The organism is Shewanella sp. QJM3NY_23 (genome assembly GCF_056173105.1).
Genome location: NZ_CM149657.1, coordinates 3,276,870 through 3,301,678 on the forward strand (window position 1 = coordinate 3,276,870; position 24,809 = coordinate 3,301,678).

Genomic DNA, 24,809 nt, shown 5'->3' on the forward strand with positions numbered 1-24,809 from the left:
CTTAGATACGCCTATACTTGCCGATTGGCACCGACCACCATCATTTCACACTTAGGGCAGTCAAATACCAGTTTTAGCACATCCTTGCCGATCTCCAAAATCATAGGGTCGGCCTTAATGCCAGGCACCTCTTTGGGGCAAAGGTTAAAGTTAAAGCGTAAGCAGTGTTTAGTCACCATCAAGGGCGCATCATCGCTGATACCATTTTTCTCGTAGGTGTCTTCAATCTCAATCACCCCGTGACGGGTATAAAACGCCTTGGCTTGCTCATTAGCCACATTGCCCATAAAGCTTAAGTGTTTTACTGGGTAAACCGCATCTTGGTTATATTTCCACGCTTTAGGACGCTGATAACCGTCAATACGAGTCTGCTCAAGGGCGGCCACCGTGTCACGGCGCAGACCATTTAATACCGAGGCTGGCATAAACCAAGGGCTGGCGGTGTCGATAGTGATTTGACGCGCATTAAAGTCGGTGCTGCCGAGCTTAGATAGCTGTTTACGCACGTTTTGCAGCGCTTTATCGGGATCGCTAGCCGGCGTCTTATCCATGGGCAGTGTTACACTGGCGCTAATGCCATATTGATCCGTCATGGTTAAAGCTATGCCATCATGGGTGTCGGCTAACGTCATATCGACGTTAATAATGCGCTTAGACGACTCTTTAGCCAGCAGCGTTTCGAACGCCTGATCATGGTTTCGATATAAGGTTGCGCCCATTTTAAGGTCACCCGGTACGGCAATCACATACAGTTTATCGCCGTCGGCGCGATTGACTCGCAGCCCTTGTAGTTTATCGTCTGACTGTTTGGCTTTTTCATAATTGGGCGGGAAATAACACAGGCCGTCGCCATTATTAAAACCATGGGTCGAGCGCACTTGGATATAGTCTTTACCCAGCGCCACCACGCTACCGACCTCTTCACCAATATATTTAGGCGAACGGAAATCACTCACCCCTTGGCTGCGGTCATTAACAAAGTAGTCGGTTCTGCCGCGGTTAAAGGTTTTTTCGGTATTAGGGGTAAAGCTATGTTCACAGCGGCCATGGCTTGAGGCAACAAACTCGGGGCGACGCGCGATAATTTTATCGAGTTCTTGGCGATAATGGGCGGTAACGTTTTTAACGTAACTTAAGTCTTTTAAGCGCCCTTCGATTTTAAATGAGCGAATACCGGCATCGATAAGCGCTTCTAAATTATCGGTTTGGTTATTATCTTTTAAAGACAATAGGTGTTCATTTTGTGCCAGCACCTCACCTTGACGGGTCTTAAGATCGCCAGGCAAACGACACATCTGAGAACATTCGCCTCGGTTAGCGCTGCGATTACTAAAGGCATGACTTAAATTGCACAGGCCGCTATAGGCCACGCATAAAGCGCCGTGAATAAAAAATTCCAGCTGCATATTGGTATTGGCGGCCACCTCGCGGATTTGGCTTAATCCAAGTTCTCGCGCTAACACCACCTGCGAAAACCCCACCTGCTCGAGAAACGCCACTTTCTCTGGATTACGGTTATCCATTTGCGTGCTGGCATGCAGGGCGATAGGCGGAATGTCGAGCTGCAATATACCCATATCTTGCACGATAAGCGCATCGGCGCCGGCTTCATACACCTGCCATATCAGCTTTTCGGCCGCTTTTAGCTCATCATCCATCAAGATGGTATTGATGGCGACAAACACCTGCGCATGATATTGGTGAGCAAACTGGCACAAACGGGCAATATCTTCGACGCTATTACCCGCGGTTGCACGCGCCCCAAAGGCTGGGCCACCGATATACACCGCATCGGCACCATGGCGAATGGCTTCAATACCAAAGTCAGCATTTTTGGCGGGGGCCAATAACTCTAGGCGGTTTGAGCGGGTCACAACTGGCGCAGGTGACGGGCTATCGGGGGTAAAAATCTCAGGCTTATCCATGGGGCGTTACTCAATCAGGTAGCAGCTTCATAAAAATTAGGCCGCGATTATAACAGACACGGCTAACATAGCACGGTCAAGCGTAGTCGATTTTAGGCGTTTTTTGCACTGTACGCTCAAGCCGCAGATGCCCAGTACCCTAGTAGCAAGCCGTTAGAGCTTATCTGTCAAAGGAAAAAGGGCTTCAATGTGAGAGGCCTTGTGGCCGCCAGCCTTAACCACTGATGGGCAATAAAACGCTGATGGCCAATAAAAAAGGTGCGCAGGCAATAGACCCGGGCACCTTAAGGATGGTGAATATCATTTAGTTAAAGGAGTGTAGGAGGCTTAAATCAGCCCAAGGAAACCTTAACCCTGCAGCCGCGAGTCTGTTAGCCCTTGGCTAATCTGGCCTGTAATTTTTGGTTTTCCGCTTCAATATGTTTATAGAAATCACAATCGTCCAATTGAGACGCCGCCGCTTCATCGAGCACTAACATGGCATTACGGTGCAGTTGCAGTGCCGAAGCCGGACACGATGCACTCAGCGCGCCCTCTACCGTCGCCTTTATCGCCGCAGCTTTATTGGCGCCCGTCGCGAGCAACAATACTTTTTTCGCGTCTAATATGGTGCCTATCCCCATGGTGATCGACAGATGGGGCTGATATTCATCGGCTGAGAAAAATCGGGCATTATCTTCAATCGTCGCCTTGGTGAGGGTTTTAACTCGCGTGCGCGACATTAAGCCCGATGACGGCTCATTAAAGCCGATATGACCATTACGCCCTATGCCCAGCAGCTGGAAATCGATGCCACCCGCTTGGGCTATTTGGCGTTCATAGCGCTCGCAGGCCTCAATCGGATCGCTAGCATCACCCGGCGGCACAAAGGTGCGCTGCTTATCGATATCGATATGGTCAAACAACTGCTGATCCATAAAGTAGCGATAGCTTTGTTTATGCTGGCCATCGAGGCCTAAATACTCATCTAAGTTAAAGCTTGTCGCCTGGGCAAACGAGACATCGCCAGCTTGATTAGCACCAATCAATAAACGGTATAAGGCCAGCGGCGTCGAGCCCGTAGCCAAACCCAACACAGAGCTTGGCTTGCGTCGCAGTTGCTGAATAAAAATATTGGCGCCATATGACGCGACATCGTCACTGCTGTTTAAAATCACAATTTGCATAATCTCGACTCGCCTAAACCAAACTTGACCTGTAAAAATGACTGACTCCGACACACCTACTACTAACCCAAAAAACCAGTTAGCCAGCCTTCGCGCGCAACATCAATCACCACCTTTTGATAACATGACTATAACCAACAATGACAGCGTTGTCATTAGTAATCCTCTTCTGGAACGAGTATCATCAGCCCTGTTTATCAAACAGCGTATCTAGTAGCGCTGGTGCCTTAATAACGTCGTCATCATGAGTGCGATATTAACCCTCTAATATGTTGTAAATGTTAACTATATAGTCTTAAATGGGGTTATATAGGCTCAACTTACCTATACAGGTTATCTATGCCCAAACCTCACGATCCCACAAGCTCTGCAAGTGATACCGCTCATTTGTCATCAGCGCAAGACTTTAAAATTTTCAAACCTTATGGCTACCTGAGCCAATTTGTACCCGAGCGGCGCAAAAGCAAAAAACTTCTCGGTGAGTTAGCCGATTTTCCCGCAGGGATCATGGCGATTGGTCGGTTAGATCACGACTCGGAAGGCTTACTGCTGCTCACCACCGACGGTATGACTAGCCACTTGGTTCGCAGTAAACAGATTGAAAAAGAGTATTACGTACAGGTAGATGGCGAGATAGACGCCAAGGCCGTTGCTGAGCTATGTCAGGGGGTTAGCATAGGTATTAAGGGTGAACAATATCAGACTCTGCCTTGTAAGGTGAAGCTGCTTGATGAGCCACCTGCGCTCCCGGAGCGAGGCAAAAAAATTCGCGATCCGCGCCATGGGCCAACCCGCTGGTTGTCCATCACCTTGACCGAAGGCAAGAATCGCCAAATCCGAAAAATGACCGCCGCAGTGGGATTTCCCACCTTGCGCCTAGTGCGAGTGCGCATTGGTTCAATTTATCTGGGCGACATGCAAGTCGGTGAAGTGCAATCCCTTGGCCCATTAGCCTCACAACTGGACACCTATACCGAGAGTCCGCGCTAATTATCGCTATGCCACTGACTAACTGAGCCGATTGTGACCTGTGGGGTGATAAACTGAAACACTAATCATGCTGGCTTCACTTGCAGCGATAAGACGAATTTTGGCCGTAAAAAAACCAGCCCGAAGGCTGGTTTTTTTATTCCTAGCAGTGCATTAGCCTTGTGGGCGCATCGCTGGGAATAAGATCACGTCACGAATCGTGTGCGTGTTGGTAAACAGCATCACCAAACGGTCGATACCAATACCTTGACCTGCCGTTGGTGGCAAACCGTGCTCTAGCGCGGTGATGTAATCAGCGTCATAGAACATGGCTTCATCATCGCCAGCATCTTTAGCATCAACCTGAGCCTTAAAGCGACGGTCTTGATCTTCGGCATCATTAAGCTCTGAGAAGCCATTAGCCACTTCGCGGCCACCGATGAAGAATTCAAAACGGTCGGTGATGAAATGATTGTCATCGTTACGACGCGCCAGAGGTGAGATATCCGCTGGGTAACCAGTAATAAAGGTCGGTTGCATCAGCTTAGGCTCTGCGGTTTCACCGAAAATTTCTTCCAGTAGTTGACCACAAGTCCAGAACTTCTCAATCGTCATGCCTAGGCTCTTAGCTAGGTTACGCATAAACTCAAGATCTTTGACCTCTTCATAGGTCATCGACTGAATAGTGGCGTTGTCTGGATTGTACTTTTTAATCGCATCTAGCATGCTAAGGCGCTCGTAAGGGCCACCAAAGTCAACTGTGTGCTCACCGTAAGGCAGTTTAGCTGAACCACAAAGTTCAACCGCAATCGAGCTCAACATCTCTTCGGTCAGATCCATCAGATCGTTATAATCGGCATACGCCATATAGAATTCCATCATGGTGAATTCTGGGTTATGACGTGGCGACAGACCTTCGTTACGGAAGTTACGGTTGATTTCGAACACTCGCTCAAAGCCACCGACCACTAAACGCTTAAGGTAAAGTTCTGGTGCGATACGCAAATACATTTCGATATCGAGCGCATTATGATGAGTCACAAATGGACGCGCCGACGCACCACCAGGGATGCTGTGCATCATTGGGGTTTCAACTTCCATAAACTCTTTTTTCACCATGAAGTTACGAATAGCGGTAACCACTTTCGAGCGCATGATAAAGGCATTACGAGAATCTTCGTTAACGATAAGGTCAACATAACGTTGACGGTAACGCGTTTCTTGGTCTGTCAGACCGTGGAACTTCTCAGGGAGTGGACGCAGTGCCTTAGTCAGCAGTTGGTACTGCTCCATATTGACATACAGATCGCCTTTACCCGACAGGTGCAACTGGCCCGTGACACCGATAATGTCGCCGATATCTAGCCCTTGATACTTAGCTTTCAGCTCTTTTTGAACATCTTTACCGGCGTAAGCCTGAATGCGACCGCTGACATCTTGGATCACCAAGAATGGACCACGCTTGGCCATGATACGCCCAGCAATCGAGCGCTGCACATTCATGCCCTCAAGCTCTTCTTTGCTATAGTGACCATATTCGGCCTGAATATCTGCCGCTTTATGTTTACGATCGAAGTTATTTGGGTGACCGTTAGCAGGGCAAGTTGCGCGGATGTGCTCTAACTTGGCACGGCGCTCTGCAATTAACTTGTTTTCGTCTTGGGTTTGTTCAGTCATCTTCTTCTCTCGTTAAAGGCCAGATTTAAGGCTAGCTTCAATAAACTTATCCAGATCGCCATCAAGGACGCTCTGAGTATTTCGATTTTCTACACCGGTACGCAGATCTTTAATACGTGCATCATCGAGCACGTAAGAGCGGATCTGGCTACCCCAGCCGATATCCGATTTAGCATCTTCGGCGGCTTGTTTATCGGCATTCTGCTTAAGCATCTCTAGCTCATACAGTTTTGCTTTTAACTGTTTCATCGCCGCATCACGGTTTTTATGTTGCGAGCGATCATTTTGACATTGCACCACGGTATTGGTGGGCAAGTGGGTAATACGAATCGCCGACTCGGTCTTGTTAACGTGCTGACCACCCGCACCGGAGGCGCGGTAGGTGTCGATACGCAAGTCCGACGGATTGATGTCAATTTCAATGGAATCATCAATTTCTGGGTACACAAACACAGAACAGAATGAGGTGTGACGCTTACCCGACGAATCGAATGGCGACTTACGCACTAAACGATGTACGCCCGTTTCGGTTCGCAGTGAACCAAAGGCGTATTCACCGGTAAATTTAATGGTGGCGCCCTTAATGCCGGCCACATCGCCGTCGGTCACTTCTATCAGCTCAGGCTTATAGCCCTTAGCTTCGCCCCAACGCAAATACATGCGCAGCACCATATTGGCCCAATCTTGTGCCTCGGTGCCGCCCGAACCCGATTGAATATCCAAGTAACAATTTGACGCATCGTTTGGACCAGAGAACATGCGACGGAACTCAAGCTCTTCTAACCGTTTCTCAAGTTGTTGTAATTCCGTGGTTGCATCGTTGAAGGTCTCTTCATCGTTCTCTTCAACGGCCAGCTCAACCAAACCTTCGATATCTTCTAAGCCACTGTCCATATCGTCGATCGTTTTGACGACCGCTTCTAGGGAGGCGCGCTCTTTACCTAAGGCCTGAGCATTCTCAGGATCGTTCCATACTTCAGAGCTCTCAAGCTCTCGACTGACTTCTTCTAGACGCTCACGCTTAGCATCGTAGTCAAAGATACCTCCGAAGAAGGTCGGTACGGTCAGCGAGTTCCTTGATTTTGAATTTTACTGGATTTACTTCAAACATGATTTAATCAACTTTTAGTCGGATTTATACACGGATAGAAAACCCGCTATTTTAACTGAATCACCCGCATTAGCCTAGGGGCGAATCCGATAGATTTGCGCTTATTTAATCCCTAAATGGCATTAGCCCGCAAATGACTCGTCTAACGCGATGCATTACAGGTTAGCGGCGCACGCCTTGACACTTTTACTTAACGAGCCTCTTGCCCATGGCACACAGAGCAAGCAGATGCCCGCTCGCACTTGGCCTGCACACAAACAACTATCGACAACCAGCAGCCACGACTTAAGCCACACTGAAGGCGCTGCGACAACCCATTCACCATACTCTCAAAAAACGTTCAAAAAAATACTCACAACAACTGTCAAAAACATCATAGGCAAAACAGTGATATCACCAAGAAAAACCGCTCACATTGCCAACTATGTCACGCCAAGTTTTAATACAAACGGCATCAGAGCACACTCTTAAAAGCAATTGCGATCTCACTGGCAGAACTAGCATAAATAGTCACTTCTAAGACCTGTCGACAAAATCCCTCTGGGTATACTCAAGCAAAACCTTATTCTCAAAAACGCGCTGACACATGGCATTCATCTCGCGACGCATTGCCGAGCATAGTCAACGATTCTAAAAAAGGTCCCTATATGATAACGCTCAGTTTCGACGGTAAAACCGCTCACGCCTCTGCAGATGAAACCTTACTGAGCTGTGCCCTCAATGCGGGCATAGCCATTCCCCATTTATGTTATCAAGGTGCCAGCCTCAGTGATGAGCAAGCGATGAACCAGCAAAGTTGTGGCCTGTGTTTTGTACAGACCCTCGACGCGCACGGCAATAGTGCAACCGTCAAAGCCTGTGAGACAAAAGTGAGCCACAACCTCAAGGTCATCACTCACTCCGCCGCCCTGAGTAAAATACGCCAAGCCTCACTTAAACAGCTACTGAGCGATCATTATGCCGACTGCCAAGCGCCCTGCCAGCAAGCTTGCCCTGCGGGCGTGGATGTACAGTCTTACTTACTGCATATCGCTCAGGGCAATCATCGCCAAGCGGTAAAAATCATTAAAGATACCTTGCCGCTACCCTTGTCCATTGGCCGTGTCTGCCCCGCATTTTGTGAATCCGCTTGCCGCCGAGGTGAGTTAGACGAGCCGCTGGCCATTCGACAACTTAAACGCCACGCCGCCGATATTGACCTGCAAGGCGACAGCTATGTGCCCAGCAGGTTAGCGCCGACGGGCAAAAAGGTCGCCATCGTCGGCAGTGGTTCAGCAGGAATAAGTGCCGGCTTTTATCTGTCCAATGCCGGCCATGATGTCACCCTATTTGAAGCCATGCCGCAAGCGGGCGGCTGGCTAAGGTACGGTATTCCCGAATACCGCTTGCCCAAAGCCATACTGGATCAAGAGATAGCCTTGCTGTGTCAAAATGGTATGAAAATTCAAACCAATACCCGCTTAGGCCATGAGATCCACCTCAATGATTTACTCGCCACATTCGATGGCGTTTGCCTAGCCATTGGCGCGCAAAAAGCGGTGCCGATGAACTACCAAGGTAGCGAGCTTGATGGCTGTTATCTTGGGGTCGATTACCTTAAAGATCATTGCACCGATAAGCGCTACACCACAGGACAAAAAGTGGCAGTCATTGGGGGTGGCAACACCGCTATCGACTGCGCCCGCACCGCACTGCGTGAAGGCGCCGATGTCACTTTAGTGTATCGCCGTACTCGCGATGAGATGCCCGCAGAAGCCTATGAGATAGCCGAGGCCGAACATGAAGGTGTGCGCTTCTATTTTCTCACTAACCCCATTGAAAACCATGGCGATAGCCAAGGGCGCGTCAATGCCGTGACCTTTGAGAAAATGGCTCTAGGCGACGCCGATGCCTCTGGGCGACGCTCACCTAAAGCCACGGGTGAAACCTTTACTGAAGCATTCGATACCGTGATCCCCGCCGTTTCGCAAACCCCAGACATGGCTTTTTTACAACACCCACAGAGTCAACTGAGCGTGGGCGAAGTGGCATTAACCCGCTGGAATACCTTCTCTGGCTGCGAGCACACCATGTCGGCAGGTATCGATAAATTATTTGTGCTCGGTGACTCCCGCACCGGCCCTGCAACGGCCGTGGCCGCGGTCGCCGATGGAAAAAAGGCCGCGATGGCCATTCAAAAACTGCTGGATGGTGAACTCGCCTGCGAGCTAAACCCCAAGACGTTTAACTCACAAAAACGCAGCAAAGCGGCATTAGACTGGCGCCACTTTCCTCAGCAATTACAGCAAAATAAAGCCCAGATGCCCGAGCTCGCCTTAAGCGACAGAACTGATAACTTTGCAGAGATTGAATTGGGCTTTAGCAATGACGCCGCCATGGCCGAAGCGGCTCGCTGCCTCGAATGTGGCTGCCAAGCCAATACCGATTGCCGCCTAAGAGACTATGCCAGCGAGTATCGCGTCAGCAACCAAGACCTTGGCAATCAGCCCCGCGCTTTTGTCGCCGATAACAGCAGCCCATTTATCCATTTCGATCCCAACCGCTGCATCAGTTGCGGCGCCTGCGTGGCCATGTGTCACCAGCAAGCGGGGCATCACGCCATCAGCTTTGAGCCTGACAGTTATCTGGCTATACCCCAAGGCAGCCAAACCCCATTGCGCCAAGCCCCCAGAGCCGGCTTTAGCGTCAGCATGGCCGACAGCGATTGCGTGCAGTGCGGCAATTGTGTTTCAGTATGCCCCACCGGCGCACTCACAGATGCACGCGACAAACGCCAAGGGCGCAACCTTAGCCACTCACAAACCTCGACGGTTTGTACCTATTGCGGCATAGGGTGCCGCATCACGCTGCATACCGACCCGGAAAGCCATACCATCACCGGGGTCAGCGGTGACGCTAGCTCTCCTGTTAATGAGGGAATGCTTTGCGTTAAAGGACGATTTGGCTTCGATTTTGTTAACAGCCCAGAGCGCCTAACCATGCCGTTACTGCGTAAAGCGGGCGTTTTGGTCGAGGTCAGCTGGGAGGAGGCCATCAGCTTTATTGCCGATAAGCTTCAGCAGATAAAAACCCAACACGGCAGCGATGCCATAGCAGGGCTTGCGTCCGCTAAAGCCACTAACGAAGACAACTACCTGTTTCAAAAGTTGTTTAGAAGCGTGATTGGCACCAATAATATCGATCACTGCGCCCGTCTGTGCCATGCCTCAACGGTAACTGCCTTGCAAGACTCGCTGGGTAGCGGCGCCATGACCAATGATATCGCCTCTATCAAAGAGTCCGATCTGATTGTGATTTTGGGCTCAGACACCGAGTCGGCTCACCCCATTATCGCCTCAAAAATTAAACAGGCCATACAGCAACACGGTACACGTCTTGTGGTTATCGATCCCAAACGGGTCAGCATAGCCGATCACGCTCAGCTCTATCTTTGCCATCGCCCCGGCACCGATGTCATGCTATTAAATGCCCTGATGCAGCAGATAATCAGCCACAATTGGCACGACAGCGACTACATCAACCAAAGGGTCGATGGCTTTGACGCTCTGCAAGCCGAGGTGATGAAGCCAGACTACAGCCTTGAAAACGCAGCGCTTATCACCGGCGTCAGTGCAGCCGAAATACAGCAACTGGCGAAGATGATAGGCACGGCGAGCAAAACCGCCCTCTATTACGCCATGGGCGTGACCCAGCACACCTCGGGCCATGATAACGTTACCGCCATCGCCAATTTACAACTCTTGTGCGGCAACATAGGCATGGCCGGCGCGGGGATCAATCCCCTGCGCGGACAGAGCAATGTGCAAGGCGCCTGCGATATGGGCGCGCTGCCCAACTATATTACCGGCTATCAAAGGGTTGACGATCCCAAGGTGCAGCAACTCTTTAAACAGGCGTGGCAACAACCGCAGTTGCCGAGCACTGTCGGTATCGCCGCCACCGAGATGATGCATGCACTGGCACATGGCGAGCTCAAGGCCCTGTATGTGATGGGGGAAAATCCGGTACTGAGCGATCCTGATCAAGCCCATGTATTACAGGGGTTGGCCGCTGCCGAGTTGTTAGTGGTGCAAGATATCTTTATGACCGAAACGGCTCAGCTTGCCGATGTGGTACTGCCCGCGGCCAGTTTTGCCGAAAAACAAGGCCACTTTACCAATACCGAGCGCCGAGTTCAGCAACTGCAAGCGGCGGTGAACCCGCCTGGGCAAGCACGTTTAGACTGGCAGATAGTTCAAGCTATCGCCAATCAACTTGGCGCCCACTGGCATTACCAAGATGAGCCCCAAATTTGGCATGAAATAACCCAAGTTACGCCACAATATCGCGGCATGCGTTGGCAAGATACCGCGGTTAACGGCCATGCAGGGCGCCACGGCATTCAGTGGCCTTGCCCGAGCGAAGGCCACCCAGGCACGCCGATTTTACACACAGAACAATTTACCCGAGGCAGGGCCATAATGAAGCCAGTAAGCTATCGCTTACCCGCCGAAATGCCCTGTGAAACTTATCCCTTTATTCTCTCGACTGGGCGCTTGCTCGAGCAGTTTCATACCGGCACCTTGACCCGTAAAACAGCAGGCCTCAATGAGCTGGGCAGCCCTAAGGTGATGATCTCTGCCTTCGATGCCGATAGGCTCCAGATAGCCAACGGCGACATGCTAATACTATCGACTCGACGTGGCAGTATTCGCATTGCCGCCTTCGTCACTAAGCGGGCGCAAGCAGGCGTGCTATTTTTACCGTTTCACTTTGCCGAAGCGGCGGCCAATAAACTGACTAATAATGTGTTAGATCCTGTGGCTAAAATCCCCGAGTTTAAGATTTGCGCCGTGAAGGTCGAAAAGGAAATTGAACTAGCCTAGTCCTGGTTAAGCCTAAGTCTGGTTAAGCCTAAGTCTGATTAAACCTAAGCATGGCTAATTCTAAGATAAGCGAGAAGTGCCCCTGATGAGGGGATCCATAAAAGGATCCCCTCATCGAGAACCATTTAGGCCCCCCCCTACCGCCCTAAATGGGTAAACACTTTATAGAGCAAGATACGTCATTACATCGAAGACCTGCCCCAAACGGCTAATATCAAAAAGGCCACCCATAAATGGGTGATGAGATGGACGCTCCCTAATACGGCGTCAATGCGCCAAACTGATGTTGAACCATACAGTTACTTAAGGAGCGTCCACCATGAAAGTTAGCACTATTTCGATTGATTTGGCAAAGAATGTATTTCAACTATTGGGGATGAATAAACACGCCAAGCAAGTGTTCAGTAAGCGCTTAAATCGAAAACAGCTGAGCGAGTTTATGTCACAGCAACCTGCCTGCGATGTGGTCTTTGAGGCGTGTTTTTCTTCCCATTACTGGGGGCGTAAGTTTCTTGCCATGGGGCATAACGTTAAGCTCATCCCAGCGCAGCATGTCACCCCGTTTGTACGCGGTAGCAAGAATGACAAGAACGATGCCATGGCGATTTATGAGGCAAGCCTCAGGCCTAACATTCGCTTTGTGCCGATTAAAACCGAAGCGCAGCAAGAGGTACTGATGCTGCACCGCGTCAGAGAGCGCTTAGTAAAACAAAGAACCGCCTGTACCAATCAAATTCGTGGCGTGTTAGTCGATTTCGGTATTTGTTTTTCGCAAGGTCACAGTGCGTTTGAGCGAGCCATGTGGGATATCATCTGTGACGAAGCGCAACGACCACTGATAAAATTAATGGCCAATGATTTTTGGGAAGAATATCAAGCACTCACTAAGCGCCTTGAACGAATTAACTCATTATTAAAGCAGCTGGTCGAGCAAGACCCTAATGGTAAAATCCTATTGAGTATTCCAGGTGTTGGCCCGATTATCGCTTCAGCATTTGCTGCTGCCATTGGCGCAGGCCAAGCCTTTAATAGCCCTAAAGAATTAGCGGTCTGGCTAGGGTTAACCCCAACACAATTCGCCTCAGGAAATAAGAGCGTCAATGGCAGCATCACCAAGCGCGGCGACGGCTACTTACGCAAACAACTTATTCATGGCGCCAGAACCGTAGTCAGCCATGCCAGCAAGAAAAGTGATGATTTAAATCAGTGGATAACCCAATTAAGAAGCCGTAAGAGCATTTGTACAACCGTAGTGGCTACTGCTCACAGACTTGCCAGACTGATATGGATTTTATTGCACAAGCAAGTGCCTTATGCGCCGCAATACGGCACTTATCAAGGCATAAGCCATGATGAAAATTAATCCCGTTGTCGCTATCTTGCAAAGCTCGGTCTGGCCAAGGGTAGTTAACCCGACTGGGTGATAAGAGCCGCAAGGTAGCACATTAAACACTCACCAAGGTTGTTGTTAACGATGAAGAAATGGCTCAGTCCAACCAGTGTAAGCCCGAACAGGCCAAGGATAGGATAAACCTAATCCGCATGGGTGTTTCACATTTTTAGGCGCAGTGGTACGGATTTCATTAGGGGCGGCACATTCAAAAGGATGCATGCACAGCCCGTATATATGGCAGTACAACCGCTTCTAGCGGTAAATGAGTCGCATCAAAAACAACGATAAAAGTGAGAATGTTGTACAAAAAACTAAGGCCAAAAAGCCTTCGGTGAGCAGAGTCTTGTCTTGACTCACCGGGAGCGTCCATATATGGCCTTTTTGATATGACACTGCTGACATGTTTTATATTTACGACACCAAGCTGATTAGCATTTTTTGGCATCAAACTTATCATTTCCAGCCGATAGCGCTTACACCTTAAATTGGCCCACTAACGAATCTAGGTTGCGTCCCTCATTAGCCAACTCTTGGCTGGTATCTGAGGCGCTATTGCTCGACTGCAGTAGCTCGTTGACAATATCTTGGATAGCAAACACGTTACGGTTAATCTCTTCGGTTACCGAGCTTTGTTCGGTGGCGGCGGTAGCAATTTGGGTACTCATATCATTGATAGAGGTCACCGCAGAGGTCACGGCACCTAAACTGTCAGAAATCGCCCGCGATGAGCTGACTGAGCGATGACAACTTTGCTGGCTCGACTCCATGCTATTAACCGCCAGCGAGACTAAGTTGTGCAGCTGTGACAGCATTTCGTTGATCTCTAAGGTACTCGCTTGAGTGCGACTGGCTAGGCTGCGCACTTCATCGGCAACCACGGCAAAGCCTCGCCCTTGCTCACCCGCTCTCGCCGCCTCAATCGCGGCATTAAGCGCCAATAGATTGGTCTGTTCGGCAATACCACCAATCACACTCAGTACGCTGTTAATTTTTTGTGATTGCTCATTAAGCGAGGTGATGTGGGTGGCGGCGGTATCGATTTCGGCCATTAATGCCGACACTTCGCTCAATGAAGTATCCACACACAGCTGGGCATTACCCACATCTTGTGTCGCGGCTTGTGTCGCCTCGGCGACCTGAGTTGTGCTCATCGCCACTTCTGATGCGGTCGCCGACATTTCGGTAATCGCGGTGACCACCTGATCTGTCTCATTATTATGGCTTTGCAACTGCTGCGACATGGTATGCGTCTGGGCTAAAATGTTGTCTGCGCCCCCCTTCACGGCCTGCGTTGCCTGTGCTACCTGCTTGATAATGCCTTGCAGCTTTTCGACAAACTGGTTAAAGGAGCGTCCTAACATGGCTATCTCATCTTGGCCTTCAACCTCAAGCCGTTTGGTCAGATCGCCCTCTCCCTTGGCAATATCTTCAAGGCTGCGCACCATATTATGAATTGGATTGACCATACGCTGCGCCGCAAACAGCATCACCACGGTCGTAATACCAATGAGCACCAAGACAATAAACACAATTGTCATCGCCTTATTTTGCATATTTTGGGTCATCAACGCGCGATAGTCATCGATAATCACATCCAGATCATCAACATAGGCGCCCGTCCCCATCACCCAATTAGTACCGGGAACCACAGCGCTGTAACTAAGTTTAGGGATGATTTGGCTGGTACCAGGTTTGGCGTACTCAAATTCAAAATGACCATCGGCGTTACGTGCGGCGTCAATAAGCCCTACCACAATTTTTTTACCGTTGGGGTCGGTCATGCCTATCTGATCTGTGCCTTCCAATGCTGGCGCCACGGCGTGAAATATGGTCTTACCGGTAAAGTCATAAATAAAGAAGTAACCCGCGCTGCCAAACCGGACGTTACGCAACGCCGCACTAACATCGCCCCTATCGCCGAGACTCAGCTGATATTTAACAATCTCAACGCCTATTTCTACCTCTTCCTCTAATAGGCTCTTACGCTCACTATAGAGGGAGTCACGAAAAGTGTTCATGTTTTCTTCAAGGGCGTTCGATTCTAGGGTATAGGTGATAGCCACCAGCAACAAAAAGCTGATGATTAACGGCAGTAAGGCAAACACCAGTAGCTTATTTTTCATTTTAAGTTGCCACATTTTCATGCTCCATAACAGATTGATACATTTATTAAAAAAAGAGGTTAATCACTTGCTTGATGGACCCAATAGTTAAACTATAGTCAATATCGCTTTAGCTGCCGTACAAAAAAATACCAAGAGCAACACAATACCTTGTTTCATTGTGAGAAACTCAAGTATCACCTGACCCACAGCGCACTAAATGGAGATAAGCCAAAATCACCATAAGGCGAATATATTCGACCAATTTGACGACAAAACATTGAAAATTTAATGGCTTAATATCAGTAATGATCGAACAGTAAGGCAGCCTATTAACAAGACAGCTTGCTAATAACCTACACTTTTGCGACATCTATCACTAAATCAAGCCAAGCTTTCAGCAGTAAAATCGATTCCTATTACTAAAGTACGACAGTCTAACAGCAAAGCTAAAACGAAATTGCCACCTATCTGGTAAAATCAAGCAGGTCGTACCACATCAGCACACTCGGGTAGCACAATCACGCTACATATCCTTAACCAGCATGGCTAACACTTCGAAGTGATCGGTATGGGGAAACATATCAAAAAGTTGAACTTTGGTGATGTGATAGCCTTTTATCTGGCGTAGATCGCTGGCTAAGGTATGAGGGTTGCAACTAGAGTAGAGAATCGCTTTTGGGGCGAACTCACTTAATGAATGGCACAGAGATTGACCTATGCCGCGTCTGGGAGGATTAACAATAATCAGGTCGGGCTTATCTTGAGCTTGCTTACCGCTGGCAAATTCGGTCGAGTCGAGGGCGGTAAATTGCACGTTATCTAAACCCATCGCCGCTGCCGACTGTTTGGCGCATGCTATCGCCTCAGGCTCGATTTCGATACCGGTTAACGCTATGTCGCCAGAGGCGCAGTGCAAGCCAAAGCCGCCCACACCGCAAAACAGATCCCAAATCGATTGAGGCGCAAGTTCAGCAGTCCACTCACGAGCAGTTTGATATAGCTTTTCAGCCACGATGGGATGGGTCTGAAAGAAACTCTTAGGGCGAATAGACAGTGGTACGTCATTAAAACGTTCTTCTAAGCGTGTCGCCTCGGTGAGGAACATTTCCGTTTCGCCCTCAAGAATTGCCATATGCACTGGCTGCAAGTTAACCGACACCACCTTAATTTGTGGATATTCGGATAATAATGCTGGCAGTTCGCGCTCGATACGGGCAATGGCGTCGGTGGATCGCAACACAAACCTGAGCATATATTCACCGCGAACTTGGCTGCGGGTGAGCAAAATAAACTTCAATTCGCCTTTTTGTTTATCAACCCGATAAGGTGGGATACCAGCTTGGCGCACAAACAGCTGTAAGCGATGCAGCAGCTGCTGCATATCATCAGGGTAGAGCTGGCAATCACACAGACTGACGGGCTCGCCACTGGGGCTCACTATGCCTAAAATGGGCTGATGAGCGGCGCCCAGCACCACCATTTTGGCCTTGTTACGAAATCCACTTTCAGGCCCAAACACAGGTGACAGCCACTCTTGTACCGGTAATCCCTGCAGCAACTGGCGTAATACTGCCGATTTAGCCGTTAACTGCTCGGCTAAAGGCGTCTGAATATGACGACAAGATAAACACTGCTTAGCATCGAAATGGGCACACTTCACGGGTGATAGGCTCTGAGATAAATAGAAAAGGCGGCCCATTTTAGCGCCTTTCAGCTAAAGAATCACCTGCTGAGCAAGGATCTTTCACCACGCCTAAATCAAGGCTTAATACCTAAATCCGTGATGACACTCCATTTAACCTAAGGGCAAATGATCAACATCGGCTTTTATCGGTCTGACACCTATTTGCTCACGCAGCCATAACATCGCATCGGCGGCGGTATGCCTAAAGGTGGTGAGCTTACCCCCATAAATGGTCAATAAGTGTGGGTGACTCGGCTGAACATCCATGATGGTGTCTCTAGGGGTATCGAACGCTGTTCCCGTCTGTTTAGGTAAGACTCGCACACCGCAATAGTGACCAACGACCTTGCTCTGGAGTGCATCCATTGTCATATGGGGAAAGTAATGACGATAAATTCCCAGTAAATATTGCGTTTCTGCAACCGTGACCTTGGCATCTTGCGGCGTCGCAATCGTCGTTTCAGTGGTGCCTATCATGGTTTTACCATGCCAAGGCATCACAAATACTACCCGCTTATCGTAAATAGACTCGAGATACAAAATGCCAGCAGGCGCGGCAATATCCAGCACCAGATGACTGCCCTGCACCAGCTCGATAGCCAGTTTATCCACCTTGGGAGTGACAAGATCTAAGGTATCGTTGACCCAGGGCCCTGTGGCATTAATCACGCAGCGCGCGTGCAGACTCGTAGCCCCGTGGTTGTGACGGTAATTGACCACGCAGCCGTCGCCGTCATGGCTGATCTGCTCTATCTGCGCCTGGGTGATAATGCTCGCGCCAAGTTGCTCGGCACTGGCGGCAACTGCGCGGGTCAGCGCCAAATCGTCGGTTTGCGCGTCCCAATAACGAAACACGGCCCTAAGCCCTTTTAGGGTAATACCAAGTGAGCTCCACTCTTTTGCCTCCAGCGACTTAAATTGCCCTAACGGGTCAAACTCACTGAGCAAGGCATAAAGGCTGAGGCCTGCGCGTATAGCCAATGGCCCGCGCTGGCTATCTTGGTAGACGGGGATATAAAAAGGCACAGGTTTGACTAAGGTGGGGACTAAGGATAACAGCGCTTTACGCTGGGCTAACGACTCTCGCACCAATCCCAGTTGGCCAGTTTCGAGGTAGCGTAGGCCACCATGAATAAGCTTACTGGAATTGGATGAGGTTTGCTCGCCAACACCGTATTTTTCAAGCACGGTAACGCGATAACCCGCCGCTTGTGCTCGCTGCGCGATACCCACACCGGTTATTCCGGCGCCAATGACGATTAAATCGACAGCGTCCATAGCACTCCTTAATCCCCTTAAAACCATCACAAATTTACATCAGCCAAACCTTAAATCCGATGCGCTATCCAGGCGTTGACGAAGATAACAACCAACCGCCACGCGTTTATCTTGATTCAGCTTAAATAGGCATAGGCTTTATCGCACAGTTGTTTTAACTGGGCAAATTCGGCATCTTCGCCACCTAACTTACAGCGCATTTGCATGGGCACTTGCTTAGCCTGCGTTTCAAGCTGCAAGCCTTTGTCGGTGAGATGTAACACTCTGACCCGCTCATCTGTTTCACTGCGACCGCGTGTCACCAGCCCTTTTACTTCGAGGCGCTTTAACAAGGGCGTTAAGGTACCAGAGTCTAGGTGTAACTTTTCACCTAAGGTTTTAACGCTGATCCCCTGATGTTGCCACAGCACCATCATCGCTAAGTATTGCAAATAGGTGAGATCTAACGCCTCAAGCAAGGGGCGATAGGCTCTGATCATGGCATTGGTGGCACTGTATAAAGCAAAACAGATCTGATTTTCCAATATCAAAGGGTTATGGCTGTTATCTTGACTCATTTACGGTTGTTCCAGTATTTAATTGCACACAACTTTTCATCAGTCTACTGCAATCTTGATCCAACTGACAACGACAAAAATTGCGATCGCGCTAGTAAGCGCGATGCCATGCAGATCAAACGCGTAAAACACCAGATTTGCGTAATTACTCAATTATTATCACCAAAATTGCATTTTATTAATAAATACGGTTGATTTGTAAACACTTTTATCCTAAATTGCCCAGCTTATAATAATAGGCTGAAAGTGTGACGCAGAGCCGTTAATGGCTGCATGCAGGCCTTTCTCAGCCCTTACAGCACAAAGACAATTAGGTTGCAGTAAAAACAATTTTCTTATGTATCAAAAAGATAATTAAACCTACCGTCACAGTGGGTATCTCTGGTACTCACAGCTTAAATACAACCCTAGCCACTACTTGATAGACCTGACATCGTACTTTGCTACAAAACCTAAGGTTATTTGCCTAAGTCAAAGACTCGGCTTAACAAAATAGATTACGACAACACATTGGAGGTGTTCACTATGAAGCAGCTAATTCTGGCTCTGCTTTCACTACTATGGTTAGGCAATGCCGCAGCGCACTGCCCACAAGAGATTGAGTTGGTAGATATACCATTTGATGTCAACAGCTCGTACTTTGGTAAACAACACGTCAAGCAACTGCAACTGCAACAGCTCATCACAGACACTCAAACGGATAACGGCTACTTATTACTCGAATTCCCTATCTATAAAGGCCAAACCGATAAAAAGCTGCGAAAATATGACCGTTGGCTGGCGTATCGACGCATCGAACGCGTGAAAGAGTACCTTGCTAAATCTGATTACAAGGCGCCCATTATGACCCGCATCCTCACAGCGAGTAATGACAATAGCCGCACCCTAAGCATACATTGGTGTCAAGATGCTCATCCAGTAACGGTCGCCGCCAAGGATAGTCGCTCAGAGCAAACTGATGCAAACCTAAGCGATTAAACCTACTGACCAACCACCTACACCACAAATGATATCAATTAGTTAAGCCCAAACTGGCGGCAACCGCCGCCAGCAACACAACCAATAAACATGCGTTATCCCTCGTTAATCTCAGCAGCAAAATCTGCCCCAGTTAACACTTACCTGCCATTTCACGATTTGCATTGCAAATATGACAGATAAACTTAATCTCCCTTTGGCTGCGCAGTAAACTATTTGATAACAAGGTTGTCATCCTTGCCACCGTGATCTTGAGTAGGCGAGCGCTTCCCGAGGAGGGAACATGTTAAGAATTGTCATTTTAAGCTTATTATTTCTATTGAGTCTCACCCCCTTGTCCAGTCAAGCCGTCGATACTGGCGCTCACACGGATCCCACCTGGCACTATGTCGATGACCAAGGGCAATTAAAGGTCAAGCTATACTTTTTCTGGTCTAAAACCTGCCCACATTGCGCCGAGGCTCACCCTTTTATCGATTCACTGCCACAACAATATCCTTGGATAGAGCTAGAGTCGCATATGATTACGGCCGATGGCACCATGGAAAAATGGCAACAGATAGCCCAAAAGACCCAAGTGCCAGCCCGCTCGGTGCCCTATATTGCCGCCTGTGACAAAGCCACCGTGGGCTATAGCAGCGAAGCCGTCACCGGTCAGTATATTGTACAAAATCTTAAAGCCTGTTACCGCGCCTTAGGAGGTCAAGTCAGCGATGACGAGCACCCAATCCCTTCGGCCACAGCCAACACTAGCGATGCCTCGCCCCTCTTTGGTACCTGTAGCGAAAGTGAACAAGCCGGCACCTGCGATTTAGGCCTCGGTGACACAGCTAATACCGCCCCAGTAAGCCAAGTGCAACCGGTAGAGCTACCTCTCATTGGCGTTATCGCCCCTGAAACCCTGTCGCTGCCGGTACTGACAGTAGTATTGGCAGGAGTCGACGCATTTAACCCCTGCGCCTTTTTCGTGCTGTTATTCCTATTATCCATCATGGTTAACGCTAAAAGCCGTAGTAGAATGTTGATTGTGGGCGGTATTTTTGTCTTTTTCTCCGGCTTTATTTACTTCCTATTTATGATTGCATGGCTCAATATTTTCGAACTGCTCGGTGCGGGCAGTGATGGTGGCTGGATTATATTAGGCGCCGGATTGATGGCCTTAGTCGCGGGCGTTATCAATATCAAAGACTACTTCTTTACCAAAGGAGAGGTGACGTTGTCGATGTCGGCAGAAAACCGCACCGGACTGATTAAGCGCATGGGTAAACTCACCAGCGCCAGTAGCATGGCGGCGATGATAGCGGGCACTGTGGTACTCGCCATTTTAGCCAACGCCTACGAGCTGCTTTGCACCGCTGGTTTTCCGATGATTTACACCAGTGTACTGTCGATGCATGAACTCCCCGCATTTGATCGTTACCTGTATCTGGCCTTTTACAATATTGTTTATGTGATCCCGCTGGCCATCATTGTTATCGCCTTTAGTGCCACCTTAGGTAAACGCAAGTTAACCGAGAAAGAGGGGCAAACTCTCAAGCTAATGTCGGGCATCATGATGATTGGACTGGGCGGCACCTTAGCGGTCGATCCTACGGCATTGCAAAATGTTACGTTAGCCATCGCCTTAATTGCAGCCTCTATTGGCTTAACCTTGGTTATCACCTTAAGCCGTAAATTGATAGCGCGCCAAGCCTAGCCTGATGTATGGCGTGTAGAGAAGTGGTATGGTGATGCCAAGGTGCATCACCAAGCTTACCTCACACAAAGCGCATTAAAGTTGCAAAGAAGTTGGCCGATAATACGTTAGTTAAGTTAAATGGGGGCTACACAGTGCTGCCCAGTTTAACACCGCTTAGCGTTAATGATGCGAAAGCTTAGCTTATATATTGAGCTAGCATTAACATCAAACAGCAATCAATTTAAGGTAGTCCTTATGGCAGTAACGATTGGCACCAGCAACCTCCAACCCAACATGAGCAATGGCAGTGTTGGCGTAAAAGTGGCTCAGCTTGCTAAGGAGCAACAACAGGCTGAAGGAGAAATTGCATTGCAATTGATCAATGCCGCGATGCCCGCCCCAAGCGCCGCACCTGTGGGCAACATTGGCCACAATATCAATACCACGGCATAAGTTACATTTAACACTAATAAAAAAGCCTACGCTAAGTAGGCTTTTTTACATCACTAATATTATGCAAAGAAGCCATATTATGACTAGTGGAGGGTATCGCCATGCCAACCTTAAAGGTATTGCGCCCCGCTTTTTTAGCCTCGTAAAGTAATTTGTCGGCGCTACACATAAAGGCGTCGGCATCGACCCCCTCCTGCCACTGACACACCCCTTGCGATACTGTGACATAAGGCGCGATGTCGGAATCTGCATGTGGAATTCGCGTATGTTCGATAACTGATTTTAACTTCTGGGCGATGACCTCTGCGCCCTTTAAATCGGTTTCAGGTAAGATAAGGGCAAACTCTTCGCCACCGTAACGGGTCGCCAAGTCGCGTGGGCGATGGGCAATTTCCGACAAGATAGCCGCCAGCTGTACCAAGCAGAGATCTCCAGCCAGATGGCCTTGACTGTCATTAAGGCGCTTAAAATAATCCACATCCAATAGTATCAAACTCAGCGGACGACCGTTACGTGTCGATGCTCTTATCTCTTGATGTAAAACTTGGTCAAAATGGCGCCGATTGCTTAAATTAGTTAATACATCAATCAAGGCCATACGCTGAAACTGCTTCACCAACATCTGTTTTTCCACATCGCGTAAAATAGCCATATCAAACCATTGAGCCAACACCTTACGGCCGGTAAAAATGATCACAAAAAAACAGCCGAACTTAGTAAAGGCAAACACTGGACTGTCGGGCAGACCCGTTAGGCGAATAGTCAACCCCATCAACATCAAAGGAATAATAAAAGCTAGCATCCAGTTACGCTTTGGAAACAGGGCGATGGCAAAGGTCACCACCAAAATATCGACTAAGGCTTCATCCCCTGCTAATACTGAATATTTTGTCATTCCCGTCAAGGGCTCTGTTTGTAAAAACAAACTGATGATCAGATACAACCATGCCGCTTCTAGCAACAAAAAGAAGCCCATCACCATGCGCAGAGTTACCGCTTCTCGCTTGATTAGCACCTTCATAGCCAGCCCTAACAGCGATACCAGTATGACAGGCAATACCATTAGCGAAAAAAGATCAAAGCGTGCAGCCGACATGGCTCTGATATAAGCACTGAAAGAGATGGCCACGATTAGAAACAATGACAGTAGTGAAGCCCACTTAATGCTAGCGAGCATATAACGTAGGCTTTCCAGCTCATGTTGTTGTTCAAAGTGAATAATTTGCGTTGCCATAGGCGTGAGGGTGAGTAACCCGATCATTCCCCAATAAAATCTTCTTGTTAAATCAGTATATAAGCAGATACAAAAACAGCCAGCTAAGCTGGCTGTTTTATCAAGGTATTAGGCTAACATTACGCAGCTTGGACGCTGCTGTCTTCACTATGACGGATCAGATAATCAAAAGCGCCTAATGAAGCGGTGGCTCCGCTGCCCATGGCAATGATGATCTGCTTGTAGGCCGAATTGGTCACATCACCTGCGGCGAATACACCCGCAAGCGAGGTTTCTCCTTTCGCATCGACAATGATCTCACCACGGTTAGTCAGCTCGAGAGTGCCTCTTAACCATTCGGCATTCGGCATTAAACCTATCTGCACAAATATTCCCGCCAAGGCGATATGGTGGCTCTCGCCTGTGGCTCTGTCGGTATAATTAAGGCCGTTAACACGTTGACCATCGCCAGTCACCTCTGTGGTCATTGCCTGAGTAATAATATCAATATTGCCCATAGACGCGGCCTTGCGTTGCAGCACATCATCGGCTCTAAGCTTGCTATCAAACTCCAATACCGTGACATGTTCAACGATATTGGCTAAATCGATTGCCGCCTCAATACCTGAGTTACCGCCACCAATTACAGCAACCCGTTTGCCTTTAAACAATGGGCCATCGCAATGTGGGCAGTACGCGACCCCTTTACCACGGTATTCTTGCTCGCCAGGGACATTCATCTCGCGCCATCGGGCACCAGTCGCGATTAAGACCGTTTTGCTGCGCAGCACTGCGCCGCTTTCCAACTCGAGTTCAAATAGCTCGCCAGATTTAAGGCTCAAGGCACGCTGATTATCCATAATATCAACATCATATTCGTGCACATGGGCTTCAAGGTTAGCCACCAGCTTTGGCCCTTCGGTGGCTTTCACTGAGATAAAGTTTTCAATGCCCACAGTTTCGGCGACTTGACCACCAAACTTGTCGGCGACGATTCCAGTACGCAAACCCTTTCTGGCTGCATATATGGCCGCCGATGCACCCGCGGGGCCGCCGCCCACAACCAACACATCAAACGCTTGTTTCTGATTTAACTGCTCAGCCTTACGGCCAGCGGCATTGACGTCTAGCTTATTTAGGATCTCAACCACACTAATACCGCCCACAGAGAAAGGCTCACCGTTGAGGTAAACAGAGGGCACCGCCATGATGTTGCGTTGATTCACTTCTTCTTGGAATAGTGAGCCGTCGATCATCACATTACTAATATTGGGGTTAATGGCCGCCATCATATTCAGTGCCTGCACCACTTCTGGGCAGGTTTGACAGCTTAACGATACATAGGTTTCAAACCGATACTCGCCGGGAAGTGCACGGATCTGCTCTATTAGTTCCGCATCGAGTTTAATCGGGTGCCCACCGGTGTGCAGCAAAGCTAACACCAATGAGGTAAATTCATGGCCCATTGGCAAACCAGCAAAGCTGATACGGCTATGGGTTTCGTTGTTGGTTACTGTCATTGACGGGGTGCGTTCACCCGCGGATTCGGTCAATGACACTAAGCTTGAAGCGTCAGCAATATCGGCTGCTAACGACTTTAATTCTAAGGCTTTAGGACTGTTATCTGCTGATACGACAAGTTCAACTGGGCGCTTGAGGTTTTGCAGGTAAGTAGTCAGCTGATTTTTTACATTCGCATCTAACATAAAAGCTCCTAAATATAGGCGACTCAAAAATGAGTAAGGAAAAATAGCGAT

General features: G+C 48.9%; 16 protein-coding genes. 6 read left to right on the top strand and 10 right to left on the bottom strand.

Going from position 1 to position 24,809, the window contains the following annotated elements:
• Positions 1-11: 11 nt before the first annotated feature.
• On the bottom strand, positions 12-1,925 hold the full coding sequence (locus tag AC0VXX_RS14560) for a peptidase U32 family protein (protein WP_475514830.1): 1,914 nt from the start codon (positions 1,923-1,925) through the stop codon (positions 12-14).
• A gap of 371 nt (positions 1,926-2,296) precedes the next feature.
• The gene (nagB, locus tag AC0VXX_RS14565; protein WP_475514831.1) at positions 2,297-3,091 is read right to left on the bottom strand and encodes a glucosamine-6-phosphate deaminase; all 795 of its coding nucleotides are present in this window, start codon (positions 3,089-3,091) and stop codon (positions 2,297-2,299) included.
• Positions 3,092-3,430: 339 nt separating this feature from the next.
• On the opposite strand from nagB, the gene AC0VXX_RS14570 reads away from it, so the two are divergent.
• Entirely contained in the window at positions 3,431-4,081 is a 651-nt protein-coding gene (locus AC0VXX_RS14570; protein ID WP_475514832.1) for a pseudouridine synthase, read from the top strand.
• 153 nt (positions 4,082-4,234) lie between these two features.
• Here AC0VXX_RS14570 and lysS read toward each other — a convergent pair whose 3' ends face one another.
• Positions 4,235-5,737, bottom strand: a complete 1,503-nt coding sequence (lysS, locus tag AC0VXX_RS14575) for a lysine--tRNA ligase (protein ID WP_475514833.1) — start codon at positions 5,735-5,737, stop codon at positions 4,235-4,237.
• A 12-nt stretch (positions 5,738-5,749) separates the two neighbouring features.
• Positions 5,750-6,848 (bottom strand): peptide chain release factor 2 gene (gene prfB, locus AC0VXX_RS14580; RefSeq protein ID WP_475514834.1). Its coding sequence is split into 2 segments (ribosomal slippage): positions 5,750-6,772 and positions 6,774-6,848, totalling 1,098 coding nucleotides; the frame shifts between segments, so codons are not numbered across the junction.
• A gap of 647 nt (positions 6,849-7,495) precedes the next feature.
• Between prfB and fdhF the strand changes: the two genes are divergently transcribed.
• Both fdhF and AC0VXX_RS14590 read left to right on the top strand, forming a co-directional pair.
• Positions 7,496-11,713 (top strand): formate dehydrogenase subunit alpha, encoded by a 4,218-nt coding sequence (gene fdhF / locus AC0VXX_RS14585; protein WP_475514835.1) that lies wholly within the window; start codon positions 7,496-7,498, stop codon positions 11,711-11,713.
• Positions 11,714-12,032: 319 nt separating this feature from the next.
• Positions 12,033-13,076, top strand: a complete 1,044-nt coding sequence (locus tag AC0VXX_RS14590) for an IS110 family RNA-guided transposase (protein WP_475514836.1) — start codon at positions 12,033-12,035, stop codon at positions 13,074-13,076.
• A 503-nt stretch (positions 13,077-13,579) separates the two neighbouring features.
• Here AC0VXX_RS14590 and AC0VXX_RS14595 read toward each other — a convergent pair.
• The 4 genes from AC0VXX_RS14595 to ohrR all read right to left on the bottom strand — a co-directional run bounded on the left by AC0VXX_RS14595 (position 13,580) and on the right by ohrR (position 18,730).
• The gene (locus AC0VXX_RS14595; RefSeq protein WP_475514837.1) at positions 13,580-15,244 is read right to left on the bottom strand and encodes a methyl-accepting chemotaxis protein; all 1,665 of its coding nucleotides are present in this window, start codon (positions 15,242-15,244) and stop codon (positions 13,580-13,582) included.
• 490 nt (positions 15,245-15,734) lie between these two features.
• Positions 15,735-16,910 (bottom strand): 23S rRNA (uracil(747)-C(5))-methyltransferase RlmC, encoded by a 1,176-nt coding sequence (rlmC, locus tag AC0VXX_RS14600; RefSeq protein ID WP_475514838.1) that lies wholly within the window; start codon positions 16,908-16,910, stop codon positions 15,735-15,737.
• Between the two features lie 96 nt (positions 16,911-17,006).
• Positions 17,007-18,173, bottom strand: coding sequence for a glycerol-3-phosphate dehydrogenase/oxidase (locus AC0VXX_RS14605; protein ID WP_475514839.1), 1,167 nt, complete (start codon positions 18,171-18,173; stop codon positions 17,007-17,009).
• A 116-nt stretch (positions 18,174-18,289) separates the two neighbouring features.
• Positions 18,290-18,730, bottom strand: coding sequence for a transcriptional regulator OhrR (gene ohrR, locus AC0VXX_RS14610; protein WP_475514840.1), 441 nt, complete (start codon positions 18,728-18,730; stop codon positions 18,290-18,292).
• Between the two features lie 525 nt (positions 18,731-19,255).
• Between ohrR and AC0VXX_RS14615 the strand changes: the two genes are divergently transcribed.
• The 3 genes from AC0VXX_RS14615 (at position 19,256) to AC0VXX_RS14625 (ending at position 21,839) form a co-directional block, all read left to right on the top strand.
• Positions 19,256-19,708: a hypothetical protein gene (locus AC0VXX_RS14615; RefSeq protein ID WP_475514841.1), complete on the top strand. Its 453-nt coding sequence runs from the start codon at positions 19,256-19,258 to the stop codon at positions 19,706-19,708.
• A gap of 283 nt (positions 19,709-19,991) precedes the next feature.
• On the top strand, positions 19,992-21,404 hold the full coding sequence (locus tag AC0VXX_RS14620) for a cytochrome C biosynthesis protein (protein WP_475514842.1): 1,413 nt from the start codon (positions 19,992-19,994) through the stop codon (positions 21,402-21,404).
• 237 nt (positions 21,405-21,641) lie between these two features.
• Positions 21,642-21,839 carry a cytoplasmic protein gene (locus AC0VXX_RS14625; protein ID WP_475514843.1) on the top strand — a complete coding sequence of 66 codons (198 nt, stop codon included), beginning with the start codon at positions 21,642-21,644 and terminating at the stop codon, positions 21,837-21,839.
• A 31-nt stretch (positions 21,840-21,870) separates the two neighbouring features.
• Here the strand turns inward: AC0VXX_RS14625 and AC0VXX_RS14630 are convergent, their stop codons facing one another.
• Positions 21,871-23,100, bottom strand: coding sequence for a membrane-associated sensor domain-containing protein (locus AC0VXX_RS14630; RefSeq protein ID WP_475514844.1), 1,230 nt, complete (start codon positions 23,098-23,100; stop codon positions 21,871-21,873).
• A 92-nt stretch (positions 23,101-23,192) separates the two neighbouring features.
• Entirely contained in the window at positions 23,193-24,758 is a 1,566-nt protein-coding gene (gene ahpF, locus AC0VXX_RS14635; RefSeq protein ID WP_475514845.1) for an alkyl hydroperoxide reductase subunit F, read from the bottom strand.
• Positions 24,759-24,809: the final 51 nt, after the last annotated feature.